Here is a 14958-nt window from a genome sequence, read left to right as displayed (position 1 = left end):
ACAGGAGCTTCACCGGCAGATCACCGGCAATGTCGCTGCTGACTGCCCGCTCAGCGGCCTCGGCTTCGGTGGTCCACCGGCATGAATCCACCAGAACCGGTACGGAGACGACGCTGTGATCGGCTACATGGATACGTTGGGTCATGAAATCGCTACCGCCCGGCGACTGGCCAACCTGACACAGGAGGAGTTGGCCGCCCGCACCGGACTGAGCGTCCGGAGCATCCGCAACCTGGAGTCGTCGCGGGTGACCCGTCCGCGGCCCGCGACCGTCCGGCTGCTCCGTGAGGTCCTCGGCCTGCCCGCCCACCCGGCGCCCGCGGCCCGGATCCGCCCCATGCAACTACCGCTGGAGATTCCCGGCTTCACCGGCCGTTCCGCACAACTGCGGCAACTCGACCGGCTGCTCGACGGGGGACCGCGGCGGATGTCGAGCGTCGTCGTGTGCGTCCTGTCCGGCCGGTCCGGCATCGGCAAGACGGCGCTGGCGCTGCGCTGGGCGCACCGGTCGGCCGCCCGGTTCGCCGACGGGGTGCTGCACGTCCAGCTCGGCGGCAGCGACCCGGGCAGGGCGGCGGTGGCGCCGGCCGAGGCGCTCGGCGGTCTGATCGAGGCGCTCGACGTACCCGGCGGCGTCCCGTGCGGCCCGGCGGCGCGCACCGGGCTCTACCGCAGCGCGCTCGCCGGACGCCGGATGCTCATCGTGCTCGACGACGCCCGCGACGCCGACCAGGTACGGCCGCTGCTGCCCGGCGTACCCGGCTGCATGGTGGTCGTGACCAGCCGGGACCGCCTCACCGGCCTGGTCGTCGGCGAGGCCGCGTGCCCGGTCGTGGTCGACGAGCTGGCCGCCGGCGAGGCGTGGGACCTGCTGGCCGCCCGCCTCGGCGAGCGTCGCCTCACCGCCGAGCGCGCGGCGGTACGGGAGATCATCGCGCACTGCGCCGGCGTGCCCCGGGCGCTGGCTGTGGTGGCCGCCCGCGCGGCCGTCCAGCCCCGGCTGCCGCTGGCGGAGGTGGCCCGCCAGCTCCGGTAGGCGGACCGGGGCCGCCCGGCCGGTCAGCCCTGGTCGGCGCGGGTGCCGTCGCGCGCGGCGACGTGCGCCGGCACCGGCGTCGCCGGCGGCAGCGCCGGGTCGGTCACCGGCTGCTGCCAGCGGGCGACCAGCGGAAGCTCGCCGGCCCAGAGCCCGAGGGCGGCGTCCGGGCCGTCGCCGTCGTCCGGCGGCCCGCTGCGCGTCTTGACCGACGCCTCGGCCAGCGGAAGCGCCAGTAGCGCGGTGGCCGCCAGCTCCCGCCGGTTCGGGCGGCGGGCGTGGTCCCACTGGCCGGGGGCCACGTGCTCGGTCAGCAGCCGCAGGCCGTACACCTTCTCCTCGGCGTCGGTCACCCACCGGGGCCGGCCGTAGACCATCGCGCTGCGGTAGTTGATCCCGTGCTCGAACACCGAGCGCGCCAGGACCAGGCCGTCGACCACTGTGACCGTGACGCAGACCTCGGCGTCGGTGGTGAGGCTCCGGCTGGCCACCGAGCCGTGCAGGTAGAGGTGCCGGTCGTCGAAGCCGTAGACGGTCGGCACCACCATCGGGCCGCCGTCGACCAGCACGCCCAGGTGGCAGACGAAGGCGGCCCGGAGCACGTCGAACAGGGCGGCGCGGTCGCGGTGCCCCTTCTCCTTCATCCGGCGCAGCGTCGTACGCGGCGTCGCGGACAACCGTCCGTCGGTATCGGTCATGGCTGATTCTCCTGTCGGCCCCGCCGTTTCTACCGGGTCGGGCCGCGGTCCTCAAGGGCCGGCCCGCCGGGCCGGTGGGGGAGCAGGTCCGGGGGAAGGATCCGGCACAGCGCCTCCAGCGCGGCGGCGTACGCGTGCTCGGGCGGCGTGGCGTAGCCGACCACGAGGCCGTCGAGGGCGGGCATGGTGGCGTCCGGGTGGCGGAAACCGGCCAGCCCGTCGAGCGCGATCGACTGAGCGGCGGCGGCCTCGACCACCTGGTGCTCGGTGCCCGCGGGCAGGCGCAGCACGGCGTGCAGCCCGGCGGCGACGCCGGTCGGCGTGACGTGCGGGGCGTGGGCGGCGAGCGCGGCGACGAGACGGTCGCGGCGGGCGCGGTACCGCTGCCGCATCCGGCGCACGTGCCGGTCGTACCGGCCGGAGTCGAGGAAGTCGGCGAGGGTGAGCTGGTCCGTCACGCCCGCCCACGCCTCCCGCTCACCCTTGGCGTCCAGCACCGGGCCGACGAGCCGTCCGGGCAGCACCATCCAGCCCAGACGCAGCGCGGGGGAGAGGCTCTTGCTCGCCGAGCCCAGGTAGACCACGCGCTCCGGGGCCAGGCCCTGCACCGCGCCGACCGGATCCCGGTCGTACCGGAACTCGCCGTCGTAGTCGTCCTCCAGCACCAGTCCGTCCCGGCCCTCCGCCCACCCCAGCGCGGCGAGGCGCCGCCGGGGATGCAGCGGCCCGCCGGTGGGGAACTGGTGCGCGGGCGTGAGCAGCGCCGCCCGTACCCCGGCGAGGTCGGTCAGCTCCCCGGTGCGGGCGCCGTCCGCGTCGAGCGTGAGCGGGACGGTGCGGACGCCTGCCGCCGCCAGGACCGCGCGGTGGAACGCGAGGCCGTAGGACTCCACCGCCAGCGGTCCGCGCAGAACCCGGCCACCGAAGAGCAGGCGCAGCGCGTGCGCGACACCGGAACACACCACGATCCGGTCCGGGGTGGTGCGGACACCCCGCGCCCGCGCCAGGTACCCGGCCAGTGCCCGGCGCAGCTCCGGGCGGCCCCGCGGGTCGCCCGGCCCGAACGCCTCGTTCGGCGCGGCGGTCAGGGCGCGGCGCGTGGACGCCAGCCACGCGGCGCGCGGGAAGGAGGCGGCATCCGGCTGCCCCTGCCGCAGGTGGTGCACGGCCGGGGCCGGACGCGCGGGCGTCTGCCTCGGGACGCGGGCGACCCGGGCGGGCTCGGTGCGCGGCGCCACCCGCGTCCCGGAGCCCTGCCGGGCGACCAGCCATCCCTCGGCCACCAGCTCGGCGTACGCGGCGGCGACGGTGTTGCGGGCCAGGCCGAGGTCGGCGGCGAGGGACCGGTACGGCGGCAGGAGGGTGCCGGCGGCCAGTCTCCCGTCCCGGACGGCGTCGCGCAGCGCGCGGATGAGCGCGGACCGGCGGCCGCGGGCGCCGGACAGTTCCAGATGCAGGTCGCTGCCGAGCCGTCGCGCCGGATTGGCCCACGAATCCGTCATGCGAATGCACCCTAGTCCGGGTCTTTTCCGACCCTAGTGTGGGCTCATGGACACGATCACGAACGCCCCGCACCCGCTGCGCTCCACCGTCCGGGGCCGGGTCCTGCTGCCGGGGGACGAAGGGTTCGAGGTGGCCGGCCGGGCCTGGAACCTGGCCGTCGCGCAGTCACCGGCGGCGGTGGTCGAGGCCGCCGACGCGGACGACGTCGCCGCGCTCGTCCGGTACGCCCGCCCGGCCGGACTGAGCATCGCCGTGCAGCCCAACGGGCACGGTGCCACCGGCCGCGCCGACGGCGCGATCCTGCTGCGGACCGGCCGCCTGGACACCGTGGAGATCGACCCGGCCGCCCGCCGGGCCCGGGTCGGCGCGGGTGTGCCGTCCGGCCGGCTCCAGGCCGCCGCCGCGCCGTACGGGCTCACCGGGCTGCCCGGCAGCTCCCCCGTGGTCAGCGTGACCGGGGTGGCGCTCGGCGGCGGGCTGAGCTGGTTCGGCCGCGCGTACGGCTGGGTGTCCGACGCGGTCACCGCGTTCGACGTCGTGGACGCCGAGGCGCGGCACCGGCGCGTCACCGCCGAGACCGACCCCGACCTGTTCTGGGCGCTGCGCGGCGGTGGCGGAGACTTCGCGATCGTCACCGCGCTCGAAATCGCGCTGCACCCCGCGCCGGAGCTGTACGGCGGACGCATGATGTGGGCGGCGGCGCACGCGCCGGACGTGCTGCGGGCGTTCCGGCGGATCACCGCCACCGCGCCCGAGGAGCTGACCGTCTGGATGGACCTGCTGCACCTCCCCGGCGCCGACCCGATGGTGGCCCTCGACGTCACCTATCTCGGCGACGGGACCGGGGCGCGGGACCTGCTCGCACCGCTGGACCGGTTGCCCGCGCCGATCTCCGACAGCAGGCGGATCATGCCGGTCACCGAACTCGGCGGCATCACGGCTGAACCCACCGCCCCCAGCCCCGGCATCTCCCGCGCCGAACTGCTGACCCGCCTCGACGACGACGCGGCCGGGGCGCTGCTGGCCGACCCGATCGCCCCGCTGCTCAGCGTCCAGCTCCGGCACCTGGGCGGCGCCCTCGCCCGGTACTCCGACAGCCCGCACGGCCCGCTCACCGAGCCGTACGCGCTCTACCTGTTCGGCGTCGCCACCGACCCGGCGGCGGTCACGGCGCGGCAGCGGGCCCTGGCCGCCGCCCTGCCGGTCAGTGGGCGCAAGCCGGTGACCTTCCTCGACCCGGACGAGACGGTGGCCGATGCGTTCACCCCCGCCGTCCTGACCCGGCTCCGGGCGGTCAAGCGCCGCCACGACCCGGACGGCCTCGTCCGGTCCAACTTCCCGGTGGCCGGCTGACGCCCCGGGGCGCGACCCGGTCAGGCCGGCGGGCGCGCGCGGCAGCCCGGCAGTCCCCTGCTCAGCGGACCTTCTTCGTCGGCCGTTTACGAGGCGGGGTCAACGACTCGGCGATCGCCGAGATCGCGGACGGCACCAGGCGGTAGTACGCCCACACACCCCGCTTCTCCCGCTCGAGCAGGCCGGCCTCGGTGAGGATCCGGAGGTGATGGCTGACGGTCGGCTGGGAGAGACCGAGCGGCGCGGTGAGGTCGCTGACTGACGCCTCGCCCTCCGGAGCGGACTGGATCAGGCTGAGCAGGCGCAGCCGGGCCGGGTCGGCGAACGCCTTCAGGACTCCCGCGAGCCGCTCGGCATCGGCACGCTTGATCGGCTCGCCGGCAAGTGGCGAGATGGCAGGGGTGGCAGTTTTCGCAGTTCCCACGCTTGCATCGTTGCACCAATGGCGGCTACCTGCCCGGGCAACCAGGACCGGATCATCCGGTCAGGCGGTGGGGTGCAGTTCGGCGAGCAGTCGTTCCACCCGGGTGCGGATCTCGTCCCGGATGGGGCGTACCGCGTCGAGGCCCTTGCCCGCGGGGTCTTCGAGCTTCCAGTCCTCGTACCGCTTGCCGGGGAAGACGGGGCAGGCGTCACCGCAGCCCATGGTGACGATGACGTCCGAGGACTCCGCCGTCTCGTACCGGAGGAGCCTGGGGGTCTGGTCGGTGATGTCGATGCCGACCTCGGCCATGGCCTGTACGGCGGCGGGGTTGACGGTCTCGGCGGGTGCGCTGCCGGCGGAGCGGACCTCGACGGTGTCGCCGGCGAGGTGGCGCAGCCAGCCGGCGGCCATCTGGGAACGGCCGGCGTTGTGCACGCAGACGAACAGGACGCTGGGCTTGTCGCTCATCGGGTCTCCATGATTCCGGTGGTCGCCGCGCGGCGTGCCGCGGCGCAGTCGAGGCATCTCATGGCCGGGCTCCCGGCGTGGGGAACAGGCGGGCGCGGGCCCACAGCGACACGTAGACCAGGCCGACGAGGACCGGGACCTCGATCAGCGGGCCGACGACGCCGGCCAGGGCCTGGCCGGAAGCGATCCCGAAGGTGCCGATCGCGACCGCGATGGCCAGTTCGAAGTTGTTGCCCGCCGCGGTGAACGCCAGGGTCGTGGTGCGTTCGTAGTTCAGGCCGATGGCCCGGCCGAGCAGGTAGGAGCCGGCCCACATGAGGGCGAAGTAGGCCAGCAGCGGCAGAGCGATGCGGGCCACGTCGGCCGGCCGGCCGGTGATGGCCTCGCCCTGCAGGGCGAACAGCACGACGATGGTGAACAGCAGTCCGTACAGGGCGACGGGTCCGACCCTGGGCAGGAACCGCTGCTCGTACCAGTCGCGACCCTTGGCGCGTTCGCCGACGCGGCGGGAGAGGTAGCCGGCGAGCAGTGGGATGCCGAGGAAGACGAGCACGTTGCCGGCGATGTCCCAGCCGGAGACCTCCAGCGCGGCGCCGTCCAGGCCCAGCCAGCCCGGCAGCACCGACAGGTAGAACCAGCCGAGCAGGCCGAAGGCGAGGACCTGGAACACCGAGTTGACGGCGACGAGGACCGCCGCCGCCTCCCGGTCGCCGCAGGCCAGGTCGTTCCAGACGATGACCATCGCGATGCAGCGGGCCAGGCCGACGATGATCAGACCGGTGCGGTACTCCGGCTGGTCGGCCAGGAACACCCAGGCCAGGGCGAACATGACGGCGGGACCGACGATCCAGTTGAGGACCAGCGACGAGACCAGGAGACGCCGGTCACCGGTGACGGTGTCGAGGCGGTCGTAGCGGACCTTGGCCAGTACCGGATACATCATGATCAGCAGGCCGAGAGCGATGGGCAGGGAGATGCCACCGACCTCGACGGCGCCGAGAGCGTCGTCCAGGCCGGGAACGATCCGGCCGAGCAGCAGACCGGCGACCATGGCCAGGCCGATCCAGAGCGGCAGGAACCGGTCGAGGCGCGACAGGCGTGCGACCACCGGTGGGGCGTGGTCGGCTCTGGTGGCGGTGCTCATGCGCACTCCCGTGGGTTGTCGGTGCCGGCGCGTACCCCGATCTCCTGGTGGATGCGGGCGCTGGTGCCGGTCATCGGGTGTCTCCCGACGTGGCGGCGGGGGCGAGGCGGTCGACGCGGTCGGCGAGGTCGGCGTAGGCCGCCTCGAACGCCTCGTCGGTGTCGACGCGGACCGGGTCCGGCACGGACCAGTGCAGGCGGGGGCGGATCGGCCCGGTCAGCTCCTCGTGGGCGTTGTCGCAGACGGCGACGATCAGGTCGTCGTCTCGGACGACGTCGTCGACGTGTGCGGTGCCGGTCGGGTCGAGGTCGAGTGCGTGGCGGTGGGCCACGGCGACCGCGCGGGGATGGACCCGCGGCGCCGGTCTGGTGCCGGCGGACGCGGCGTCGCCGTCGGTGCGTCGCCTCCACAGCGCCGCGGCCAGCTGCGAGCGGGCGGAGTTGTGGGTGCATACGAAGACGACCCGATGCACACCCGCCAGCGGTGGCGGCGCGAGAGCGGAGAGGGCGGCCGGCTGGAGTCGCAGGTAGGTGCGCCGCCGATCGCCCTCCGACCGGCCCCGGACGACGAGGCCCGCGTCGGTGAGGACCTTGACGTGGTGGGCGACCAGGTTCGTCGGCATGTCGAGGGCGTGGGCGATCTCCCCGGGGGAGGCGTCGCCCAGGGTGAGCGCGTCCACGATGGCCAGGCGGGCCGGATCGCCCAGCGCGGCGTGGATCCGGGCGCGCTCGGCCAGAGAAGTAAGCTCAGTTTCCATTGACTCAATTATTGCTGAGTAACCTCGGAGCCGTCAAGTCGGCATCGGCCGGATCGCTGTGCGGAAGCCCAGGGCGCCGTGCGGTACGGCGGCCTACCGCTGCGCCGCGGCGGTCGGCTCGATCGACAGCAGGCCGGCGAGCCGGCGCAGGATCTGCGGCCGCGCGCGGTAGTAGACCCAGGTGCCCCGCCGCTCGGCGTCCACCAGGCCCGCCTCGCGCAACGTCTTGAGATGGTGGGAGATCGTCGGCCCGGTCAGGTCGAACGCCGGCGTCAGATCGCACACGCACACCTCGCCGCCTTCGGCGGAGGCGATCATCGACATCAGCTGCAGCCGTACCGGATCGCCGAGGGCCTTGAACGCGGGCGCGAGCACCGCGGCCGTCTCGGCGGGAACCCGGCGCTGCGCCAGCGGGGGGCAGCACGGCGCGTCGGCGCTGAGGTCGACGAGTGGGATCGGCGCCTGCTGCTTCGACATGTCCCTAGGTTGACATCTGTCTAATCAGCGTGCAAGTCACCGATCAGGCAGATGCCAGGCCAGGGTGTCCGGAGGAAGTGAGGCTCGCCGGACGCGCAACCCTCCACCGGGCGGGCCGCGTCGTCGCCGCCGTCGTCCGGCTTCCACGATCGGCGCGACAGGCTAGGCGAGCAGCGTGCGCAGCGCCTCGGCCAGGCCGGAACCGGCGGTGACCGGGCGGGCGAAGGACAACCGGGTGTCGGCGTGACCGTCCGGCCGCTCCGCCCGCAGCACGATGCCCTCGGCGTCGAGCGCGACCGGGACGACGCGCGCCGAACCGGCTGTGACTGTGGGGTCGACGAGCGTGCCGAGCCGGTCGAGGACGTCGCGGTGGCAGCGCGTCAGGTGCGCGAGGTGGGCGGCCTCGTCGACGGCGATCGGATCCGGCCGGGCCGCGCGGTACGCGCCGAGGTCCACCGCGACGGGATCGGCGGCCCGATCGAGGACGACCTCGTCCGGCTCGACGGCCCACAGCGCCACCGGGGGCAGGTCGAGCAGCGACATCACGGTGGCCGGGTCGCAGGCGTCGAGGACGGCCGGGTCGAACCGGCGGGCCGTGCCGAGGATCCGCAGCCGGGACCGCACCCGGGAGCGCACGGCGACCGGGGCTAGGTGGGTCACGTCGAGGCGTACCGCGCCGCTGTGGCCGCGCGCGGCGACCAGCATGCCGCCGGTGCGGCTCATCGCGTCGACCGCCAGGACGATCGTGCCGTCGGGGAGGACGGCGTGGGCGGAGAGGAGGTCGGCGGTGGTGTCGCCGAGCGTGAGCCGCAGCGAGGAGGCAGCGGTCAGCACGCACCGGGCGGCGACGGCGTCGCGGGGCGTGGAGGAGGTGCCCGTACCGCCCGCCGACGACCCTGCGACCGGGACGACGCCGGCCGGCGGGGCCGGACGCCCGGCGGGGTGCAACGCCATGTCTGTCTCCTCGGCCGGGAAGGGGGTGAAGTCGGCCCAGGTCAGACGGTAGTAGGTAAGGCTTACCTCTGCAACGGCGGGTCGGGTGCCGCGCATGCTGTACGGGTCACGACGGTGACCGTCGTGACCCGTACGAGCGTGGTGTCCGGTTCTGTCAGGCGGGCTGGTAGGTGAGGCAGTCGCTGACAGTGGCGCCCGGACCGACGGTGATCGACTCGGCGGTGCAGGCCAGGTTGGTGTTGAACACGCACTCGGCCCGCGCGCACGCGCCCACCGCGCCGGTGACCTCCGCGATCCCGCCGCTGAGCGACGACTCGACGAACGTCGCGCAGGAGGCCGCGTCGGCGGACGCCGCCACGGTGATCGCGGGAGCGTGGCAGCCGTTGTCGTTGAAGCTGCACGCGGTGGCGGCGCATTCACGTACCGGCGGAGACTGCAACAGGGTCTTCATGGTGCCTCCAAGTCTTGCGGGCCGGCGGAAGCGAACGGCCGGCCTCGTGGTGCTCGAATGCCATCTGGTATTTGCCGTGCGGCCGGTCCTCAAACCCGTCGGCCGTCAGTGAGGATCATGCTCACCTTAACAACGGAATGCGGGGTTGGCGGCCGGAAGGAGCCGTTTCCACGCCGAATACCGAACGACGAAGATAAGGCTAACCTTGGTTAGGCGAGTCTTTCTTCACCCACCGGTACGGCGAATGCCGACGTGCAATTTCCGCCCGTCCGACCAGTGTTCATCTGCGGGAACGCCACTGTCGCCCCGGACGGAGGCTGCGCCTCGGTGGTGGAATGGGCGAGCGCGGAACGCCGGTGACGACGGAACGGCCGCGCCCTTCGGGTCGCGCCGAAATACCGGCCGGGAAATCAGCGGATCGGCAGGGACTCAGGACCGGCCGGGCGGCGGAATGCGAATCCGGTGGCAGGAAGCGCGGGCTCCGCATACGCGATGTCCGGGCCGGGGTCACCTGTCGGCGAGGGCGTGGCACCCTGAGCGGACCGCACGGCCCCGGTGCGGGCGCGGCGGATCCGGGGCGGGACGGGTGGAGGCGGCGTGATCGAGGGATGGCACGGCTGGTTCGGCACGATCAACGGGGTCGTGCTCCTCACCGTGGCCGCGTTGCCGGCGGCTGCGCTCGCGGTGTGGGTCCTGGCCCGACGGCGCGGCGGGGCGGGGCCGGCGTGGCGGAGGTCGCTGGCCGAGGTGGGCATCGTCTACGGGACCGTGCCGTGGGTCTGGATGATCATGCTGCCGGGGGACGGGGCCGGCGTGGTTCCCGGCCGGGTGAGCCTGGTGCCGCTTCGGGACCTGCTCACCGTCCTCGCGAGCGGGCCGCTGACGGTGACGGTCCAGATCGTCGGCAACCTGCTGGTGTTCGCGGCGCTCGGGTTCCTCGGCCCGCTGCGGTTCGCCGCGCTGGCGTCGGTGCCGCGGATCCTGGCGCTCGCGGCCGGCTGCTCGGTCCTGGTCGAGGTCGCGCAGTACGTCCTGCGGCTGGACCGCGTCTCCTCCGTGGACGACGTCCTGCTCAACACCGCCGGCGCCGGGCTGGCCGCGCTGGCGTCGCGCCGCTGGTGGCGCCGGCCGGCTGAGGTGTCACCCGCCACCACCGGTCCCGGCACCGGCCCGCTGAGCGGGGCACGACCCGGGTGACGCGGACGGCACGATGGGCCGGGCCTGCCGGCCCGGCCCATCGTGTGCGTCAGGTCGACGCGATCAACGTCCGCTCAGCAGATCTTCTTCGCCAGAGCGGTGGTGGCGCCGCCGTGCTCGTACGAGACGAGCAGCGAGGTGCCGGCCGGGAGCGACCCGCTCAGCGGCAGGACGAGCGTGCCGTCCTTGCGCAGCGCGGCGGTGGTCTCCGCCACGACCCGGGTGCCGTCCCAGAGGAAGGCGCGGGCCGTGCCCGCCTTCTTCACCTGGAGCTGCACGGACACCTTGCTCGCGGTGCGGGTGACCTTCTTGATCTTCACGGTGCCGTCCGGCAGCTTGGCGTAACCGCCCGGCGCCACCCCGTCCGAGACGGACTGCACGAGAGTCTGCGGCGAGTCCACGCTCTGCGCCGCGGTGTCCGGCATGATCGGAGCCTTCGGCGCCGACGGCTTCGCCGCCAGGGCCGGCAGCGTCGCGTTGCCCCAGCGCCACGGGTCGGCCCGTACGCCGCTCCAGGTCGACCAGCCGACCCGGGTCTGCGCGGACAGGTCCTGCGTGTCCGAGTCGTTGACCAGGATGTTCAGGCCCATGCGGTTCGGGTCAACGGCGTCCGGCAGCACGCTGAACGGGATCTTGACCTCGATCCGGTAACCCGTGTAGGGGCTGCTGGTCACCACGGAGGCGATCTCCACGCCCGGCGCGGTCTCCGGGCCGCCCTGGTGGTTGTCCCGCTCCCGGGCGAAGCACGGCGGGTTCCCGTTGGCCGGGTCCTTCGTGGCCGGGAAGAGCGCCATGTTGAACACCGTGGAGGTGTTCGCCGAGTTGCCGCGCGGGTCGATGCCGAACTCGATGTTGTCGTTACGCCGCGGACGCTTGCAGTCCTCCGGCGGCAGGACGGTGCCGAGCACGTCGTCGGTGATGGTGAAGACGGCGTACAGGGCGTCGTCGGTGTGGGTCAGCTGGGCGGTGCCGGAGATGTCCGACGCCGGGGCGGCGGTGCCCTCCCAGCGGGTGGAGATGTCGATGACCTCGCCGGTGTACTCGTTGTCGTGGGCGTGTCCGTCGACGGTCGGCGCGCTGGCGGCCTTCGGGATCGTGGTGACCGGGACCAGGTTGAACGCACCGGGCTCGTTCGCGCTGCCGCCGGTGTAGCTGGTCTCGATCTGCACCCGGTAGGCGCCGTTGTCCGGCGCCCGGTTGGCCGTCGGCAGCGACGTGTCGGTGTTGGTGACTGTGAACGTCACCGAGGTGCTGGCGCCCGGCCGGAGCCCGCTGTACGGCACCTGCTGCTCGGCCACCGAGAAACCGGCGGGGACGTTCAGCTTGACCGCGCCGGACTCGACCCGGGTGCCGTGGTTGGTCAGGTTGACCTTGACGCTGCGGGTGCCGCCGCTGGGGATGTTCAGCAGGGACTCGATGAGCGCGTCGAGCTGCTGGGTCTTGTTCCGCACGGTCCACGCGCGGAAGTCGGCGATCTCCTCCAGCGGCTCCAGGGTGCCGCGCACCGGCGCGGTGCCCTGAACCCGGGCGCTGCTGGTGCCGCTGCCGTCCTTCTTGCTGGTCAGCGTGGCGTCGATCTTGAAGCGGGTGCCCACCTCGACCTGCGCGGGCGGGGTGACCGTGAAGGTCTTCACGACCTCCTTGCGCGGGGTCAGCGTGCCCACGTTGCCGTTGCCGGTGACCGTCCAGCCGGCCGGCACGTTCAGGGTGACCTTGGCCCCCGGGACGGCCTTCTCGGCGTACAGGACGGTGTCCACCTTGATGGGCTGGCCCGCGACGGCCTCCCAGGTGCGCGGACGCACGTGGACCTCGGTGCCCAGCGGCAGGCCGCCCTGGGCGCGCAGGGTGGCGCCCTGGAGCGCACCGGTGCCGGCGCCCACGTTCGGGTCCGGGTACGGCGTGCGGGTGTCGATCAGCGTCAGCCGGTTGCAGCCGATGGCGTCGGGGTCGGTCGTCGGGAAGGAGCTGTTGCCCCAGCCCTGCGACACGTACTCCCGGCGGGCCCAGGTCTGGACCGTGTTCCACCGGTTGCCGTCGTGGCGCGCCGACTCGTAGCCCTGCCAGGTGCCGAAGACGACGTTGCTGGCCTCGGCCGGCGTGAAGGTGGTCTCGCAGGCGGGGCCGTTGGTGCCGGTGGTGCCGCTGCCGCCGGTCTGGAAGATGCGGGAGGCCCGCCAGGGCTGGAGGCCCTCCTTCTTGATCTGCTCCGGGAACGCCTTCGGGTCGGCAGCCGCGTAGAAGGCCTCCACGGCCAGCATGGCCGCCTTCTGGTGGTTGCCGTGGTTGCCCTGCGTGGCCGAGGGGTTCATCGTGAGGATGACCTCGGGCTTGGTGGTCCGCAGGACCCGCACGATCCGGGACAGCGTCTCCTGGTGGCCCCAGACCTCCTCGGTCAGGGGAGCGCTGGCGGTGTACCAGAAGTCCAGCGCGTCCAGGTTGTAGATGTGCTCGACGCCGGCCCAGCCGACGGCCTTGCGCTCCTCGGCCTCCCGCAGGATGCCGAGCTCCGGGCCCTCCTCGAGACCGGTGGCGTTGCCGCCGCCCTCGCCGCGGGTGGTGGTGATGACGCCGGCCTTCATGCCGTGATACTCGTTCCAGTATCCGAGCATGCCGAGCTGGCCGGCCTCGTCGTCCGGGTGGGCGCCGATGAACATGATGTCCAGGTCGACCGGCTTGTCGGACTTCTTGGCCTGGGGCTTCGGTGATGCTTGCTGGGGGTTGGCCTGGGCCGGAGTGGCCAGGCCCAACGACAGCAGACCGCACATGGCGATCGCCGCGCTGGTGCGCCATCTCATGGGCATACCTCTTCGTCTCGAAGCGAGAGTGCTGCGGCTGGGGACGGTCGGCCCGGCACGGGCCGGCTGACACGGTGGCTCGTGCCGGGCCGTGTTGCAGACAGCTGTCCACAGAGGACCGTGAGGTCCTCGGGGGTCGTGGTGCTCGACAACGGGATGGTGGTGCTCGCGCACCGTCACGGCGTGAGCGGTACGCACGGTGGCGACGTCGGTCCACCGGAAGGCCTTCGGGCCGTAACCTAGGGATCTTGCGAAGGCGTCGTCAATAGCTCCGGACGACTTTCTTCCTTATCCGAATAAACGATCGCCCCTGCTCAGGGCGATCACCCGGAGGTCGGCCGTGACGGGCGGGCAGTCTTTGTCCAGGTTTGGCACCCCAATGTGGACCACAGGGCTCGGTTTTGCGCGACATGTCGGGCTGGTCCCGGCGCGACCGGCTTGTCGGCCGCAGAATTTTCCCTGGTCGGCGGACCGAGATCATCTCGTTACTTGACGCCAGAATTTTTTCTCACTAGGAAGAAAGTGTGTCTGACAAAGCCCCGACCAGTCCGGTCAGCCGTGAGCGGTCCCGTGAGATCAAGCGTCTCTCGGTGATCTTGGCCGCCCGGCAGGCCCGGCGGCTGTCCCGCGTGGACCTGGCCGAGATGACCGGCCTCTCGGCGGCCACCGTGACCGCGCTCGTGCGGGAACTCATCGCCGAGGGTTACCTCATCGAACGCGGTCCCGGCGCGCCCACCACCGGCCGGCCCCGGGAGATGCTCGAGTTCAACCCCCGCGCCGAGCTCGTCGCGGCGGTGTCGCTGGAGCCGCCCCGGATCAGCTGCGAGATCGCCGACAGTGAGGGCGCGGTCATCGCGCACCGCGTCGCGCGGCTCGGCGCGAACGTGGTGGAGACCGTCTGCGAGTTCGTCCTCGACCTGGTCGGCGACAACCTGCCCTCGCTCCGCGGCGTCGCCATCGCGGTGCCCGGCGTGTCCAGCAACGGTGCGGTACGCCTCGCGCCGTCGGTCGGACTGGTCGAGGCGTGGCCGATCGGCGAATCCGTGCAACGGCGGCTCGGCGTACCCGTGGTCGTCGACAACGACGTCAACCTCATGGCCGCCGGTGAGTGCGTGGCCGGCGCCGGCGCGGACGTGGCGAACCTGCTGCTGATCCACGTGGCCGACGGCATCGGCGCCGGCCTCGTGCTCGACGGCAAGGTCCGCCGCGGCGCCAGCGGAGCCGCCGGCGAGGTCGGCTTCCTGCCGCTGGGCGGCGCGACCGAGCGCCGCTACAGCGGCGTCGGCGAGTTCGAGGCCCGGTGGTCGGTCAACGCCATCGCGGAGCGGGTCGTCGCGCTCAACCCGGGCCGCCGGCCCGAGTCACCGGTACGGGAGCTGAGCGGGCTCGCCGCGACCTCGGCGCCCGCCCGCGAGTACCTCGACGAGGTCCTCGGCGCCTGGGCCGGGCTCATCCTCTCCTGCGCCTGCGTCGTCGATCCGGGGCTGGTGCTGCTCAGCGGCGCCGCGGCGGAACTCGACGACGCGGCCCTCGACCAGCTGCAGACCCTCGTCTCCGCCCGGACCCCGGCTCCCACCGAGGTACGCCGGGCCACCCTCGGCGACCAGGCCGTGCTGCACGGAGCGATCAGCTACGCGCTCTCGGCCGCGGTGCCCCGACCCTCGCTTCCCTGACCACCACCTGACCCCGGCCCCCGACGAC

The 14958-nt window shown here is 73.2% G+C and carries 14 protein-coding genes; 4 read left to right on the top strand and 10 right to left on the bottom strand.

All coding sequences use genetic code 11. The features are described from left to right. The first annotated feature begins 127 nt into the window (after positions 1-127). Positions 128-1036, top strand: coding sequence for a helix-turn-helix domain-containing protein (locus ABD52_RS21730; RefSeq protein WP_235437522.1), 909 nt, complete (start codon positions 128-130; stop codon positions 1034-1036). Positions 1037-1059: 23 nt separating this feature from the next. Here the strand turns inward: ABD52_RS21730 and ABD52_RS21725 are convergent, their stop codons facing one another. Continuing rightward, complete coding sequence (locus tag ABD52_RS21725) at positions 1060-1734, bottom strand: pyridoxamine 5'-phosphate oxidase family protein (RefSeq protein WP_013476367.1); 675 nt, start codon at positions 1732-1734, stop codon at positions 1060-1062. A gap of 29 nt (positions 1735-1763) precedes the next feature. Then, a complete protein-coding gene (locus tag ABD52_RS21720; RefSeq protein ID WP_047893022.1) occupies positions 1764-3236 on the bottom strand; it encodes a PLP-dependent aminotransferase family protein in 1473 nt (490 codons plus the stop codon). A gap of 46 nt (positions 3237-3282) precedes the next feature. Between ABD52_RS21720 and ABD52_RS21715 the strand changes: the two genes are divergently transcribed. Beyond that, positions 3283-4590, top strand: coding sequence for an FAD-binding oxidoreductase (locus tag ABD52_RS21715; protein ID WP_047893021.1), 1308 nt, complete (start codon positions 3283-3285; stop codon positions 4588-4590). A 61-nt stretch (positions 4591-4651) separates the two neighbouring features. On the opposite strand, the gene ABD52_RS21710 is transcribed toward ABD52_RS21715, so the two are convergent. From ABD52_RS21710 to ABD52_RS21680, 7 genes are all read right to left on the bottom strand, one after another. After that, entirely contained in the window at positions 4652-5014 is a 363-nt protein-coding gene (locus ABD52_RS21710; RefSeq protein WP_013286946.1) for a helix-turn-helix transcriptional regulator, read from the bottom strand. A gap of 60 nt (positions 5015-5074) precedes the next feature. Then, complete coding sequence (locus ABD52_RS21705) at positions 5075-5482, bottom strand: arsenate reductase ArsC (protein WP_013286945.1); 408 nt, start codon at positions 5480-5482, stop codon at positions 5075-5077. A 58-nt stretch (positions 5483-5540) separates the two neighbouring features. Then, positions 5541-6626 carry an ACR3 family arsenite efflux transporter gene (gene arsB, locus ABD52_RS21700; RefSeq protein WP_047893032.1) on the bottom strand — a complete coding sequence of 362 codons (1086 nt, stop codon included), beginning with the start codon at positions 6624-6626 and terminating at the stop codon, positions 5541-5543. A 70-nt stretch (positions 6627-6696) separates the two neighbouring features. Next, on the bottom strand, positions 6697-7383 hold the full coding sequence (locus ABD52_RS21695) for a helix-turn-helix domain-containing protein (RefSeq protein WP_013286943.1): 687 nt from the start codon (positions 7381-7383) through the stop codon (positions 6697-6699). Between the two features lie 93 nt (positions 7384-7476). Further along, positions 7477-7860, bottom strand: coding sequence for a helix-turn-helix transcriptional regulator (locus ABD52_RS21690; protein WP_013476373.1), 384 nt, complete (start codon positions 7858-7860; stop codon positions 7477-7479). Positions 7861-8022: 162 nt separating this feature from the next. After that, positions 8023-8814, bottom strand: coding sequence for a DUF2470 domain-containing protein (locus ABD52_RS21685; RefSeq protein ID WP_047893020.1), 792 nt, complete (start codon positions 8812-8814; stop codon positions 8023-8025). A 154-nt stretch (positions 8815-8968) separates the two neighbouring features. Continuing rightward, entirely contained in the window at positions 8969-9265 is a 297-nt protein-coding gene (locus ABD52_RS21680) for a DUF1540 domain-containing protein (RefSeq protein ID WP_013286940.1), read from the bottom strand. Positions 9266-9862: 597 nt separating this feature from the next. Between ABD52_RS21680 and ABD52_RS21675 the strand changes: the two genes are divergently transcribed. Continuing rightward, positions 9863-10462 carry a VanZ family protein gene (locus ABD52_RS21675; RefSeq protein ID WP_013286939.1) on the top strand — a complete coding sequence of 200 codons (600 nt, stop codon included), beginning with the start codon at positions 9863-9865 and terminating at the stop codon, positions 10460-10462. A gap of 74 nt (positions 10463-10536) precedes the next feature. On the opposite strand, the gene ABD52_RS21670 is transcribed toward ABD52_RS21675, so the two are convergent. Continuing rightward, positions 10537-13257 (bottom strand): sugar-binding protein, encoded by a 2721-nt coding sequence (locus ABD52_RS21670; RefSeq protein ID WP_047893019.1) that lies wholly within the window; start codon positions 13255-13257, stop codon positions 10537-10539. Positions 13258-13781: 524 nt separating this feature from the next. Here ABD52_RS21670 and ABD52_RS21665 point away from each other — a divergent pair. Beyond that, positions 13782-14930: an ROK family transcriptional regulator gene (locus ABD52_RS21665; RefSeq protein WP_047893018.1), complete on the top strand. Its 1149-nt coding sequence runs from the start codon at positions 13782-13784 to the stop codon at positions 14928-14930. The last annotated feature ends 28 nt before the right edge of the window (positions 14931-14958 follow it).

The organism is Micromonospora sp. RV43 (assembly GCF_001029515.1).
GTDB lineage: Bacteria > Actinomycetota > Actinomycetes > Mycobacteriales > Micromonosporaceae > Micromonospora > Micromonospora aurantiaca.
The sequence above is the reverse complement of the archived record's forward strand: the minus strand, read 5'-3'. Positions and strand labels throughout refer to the sequence as shown.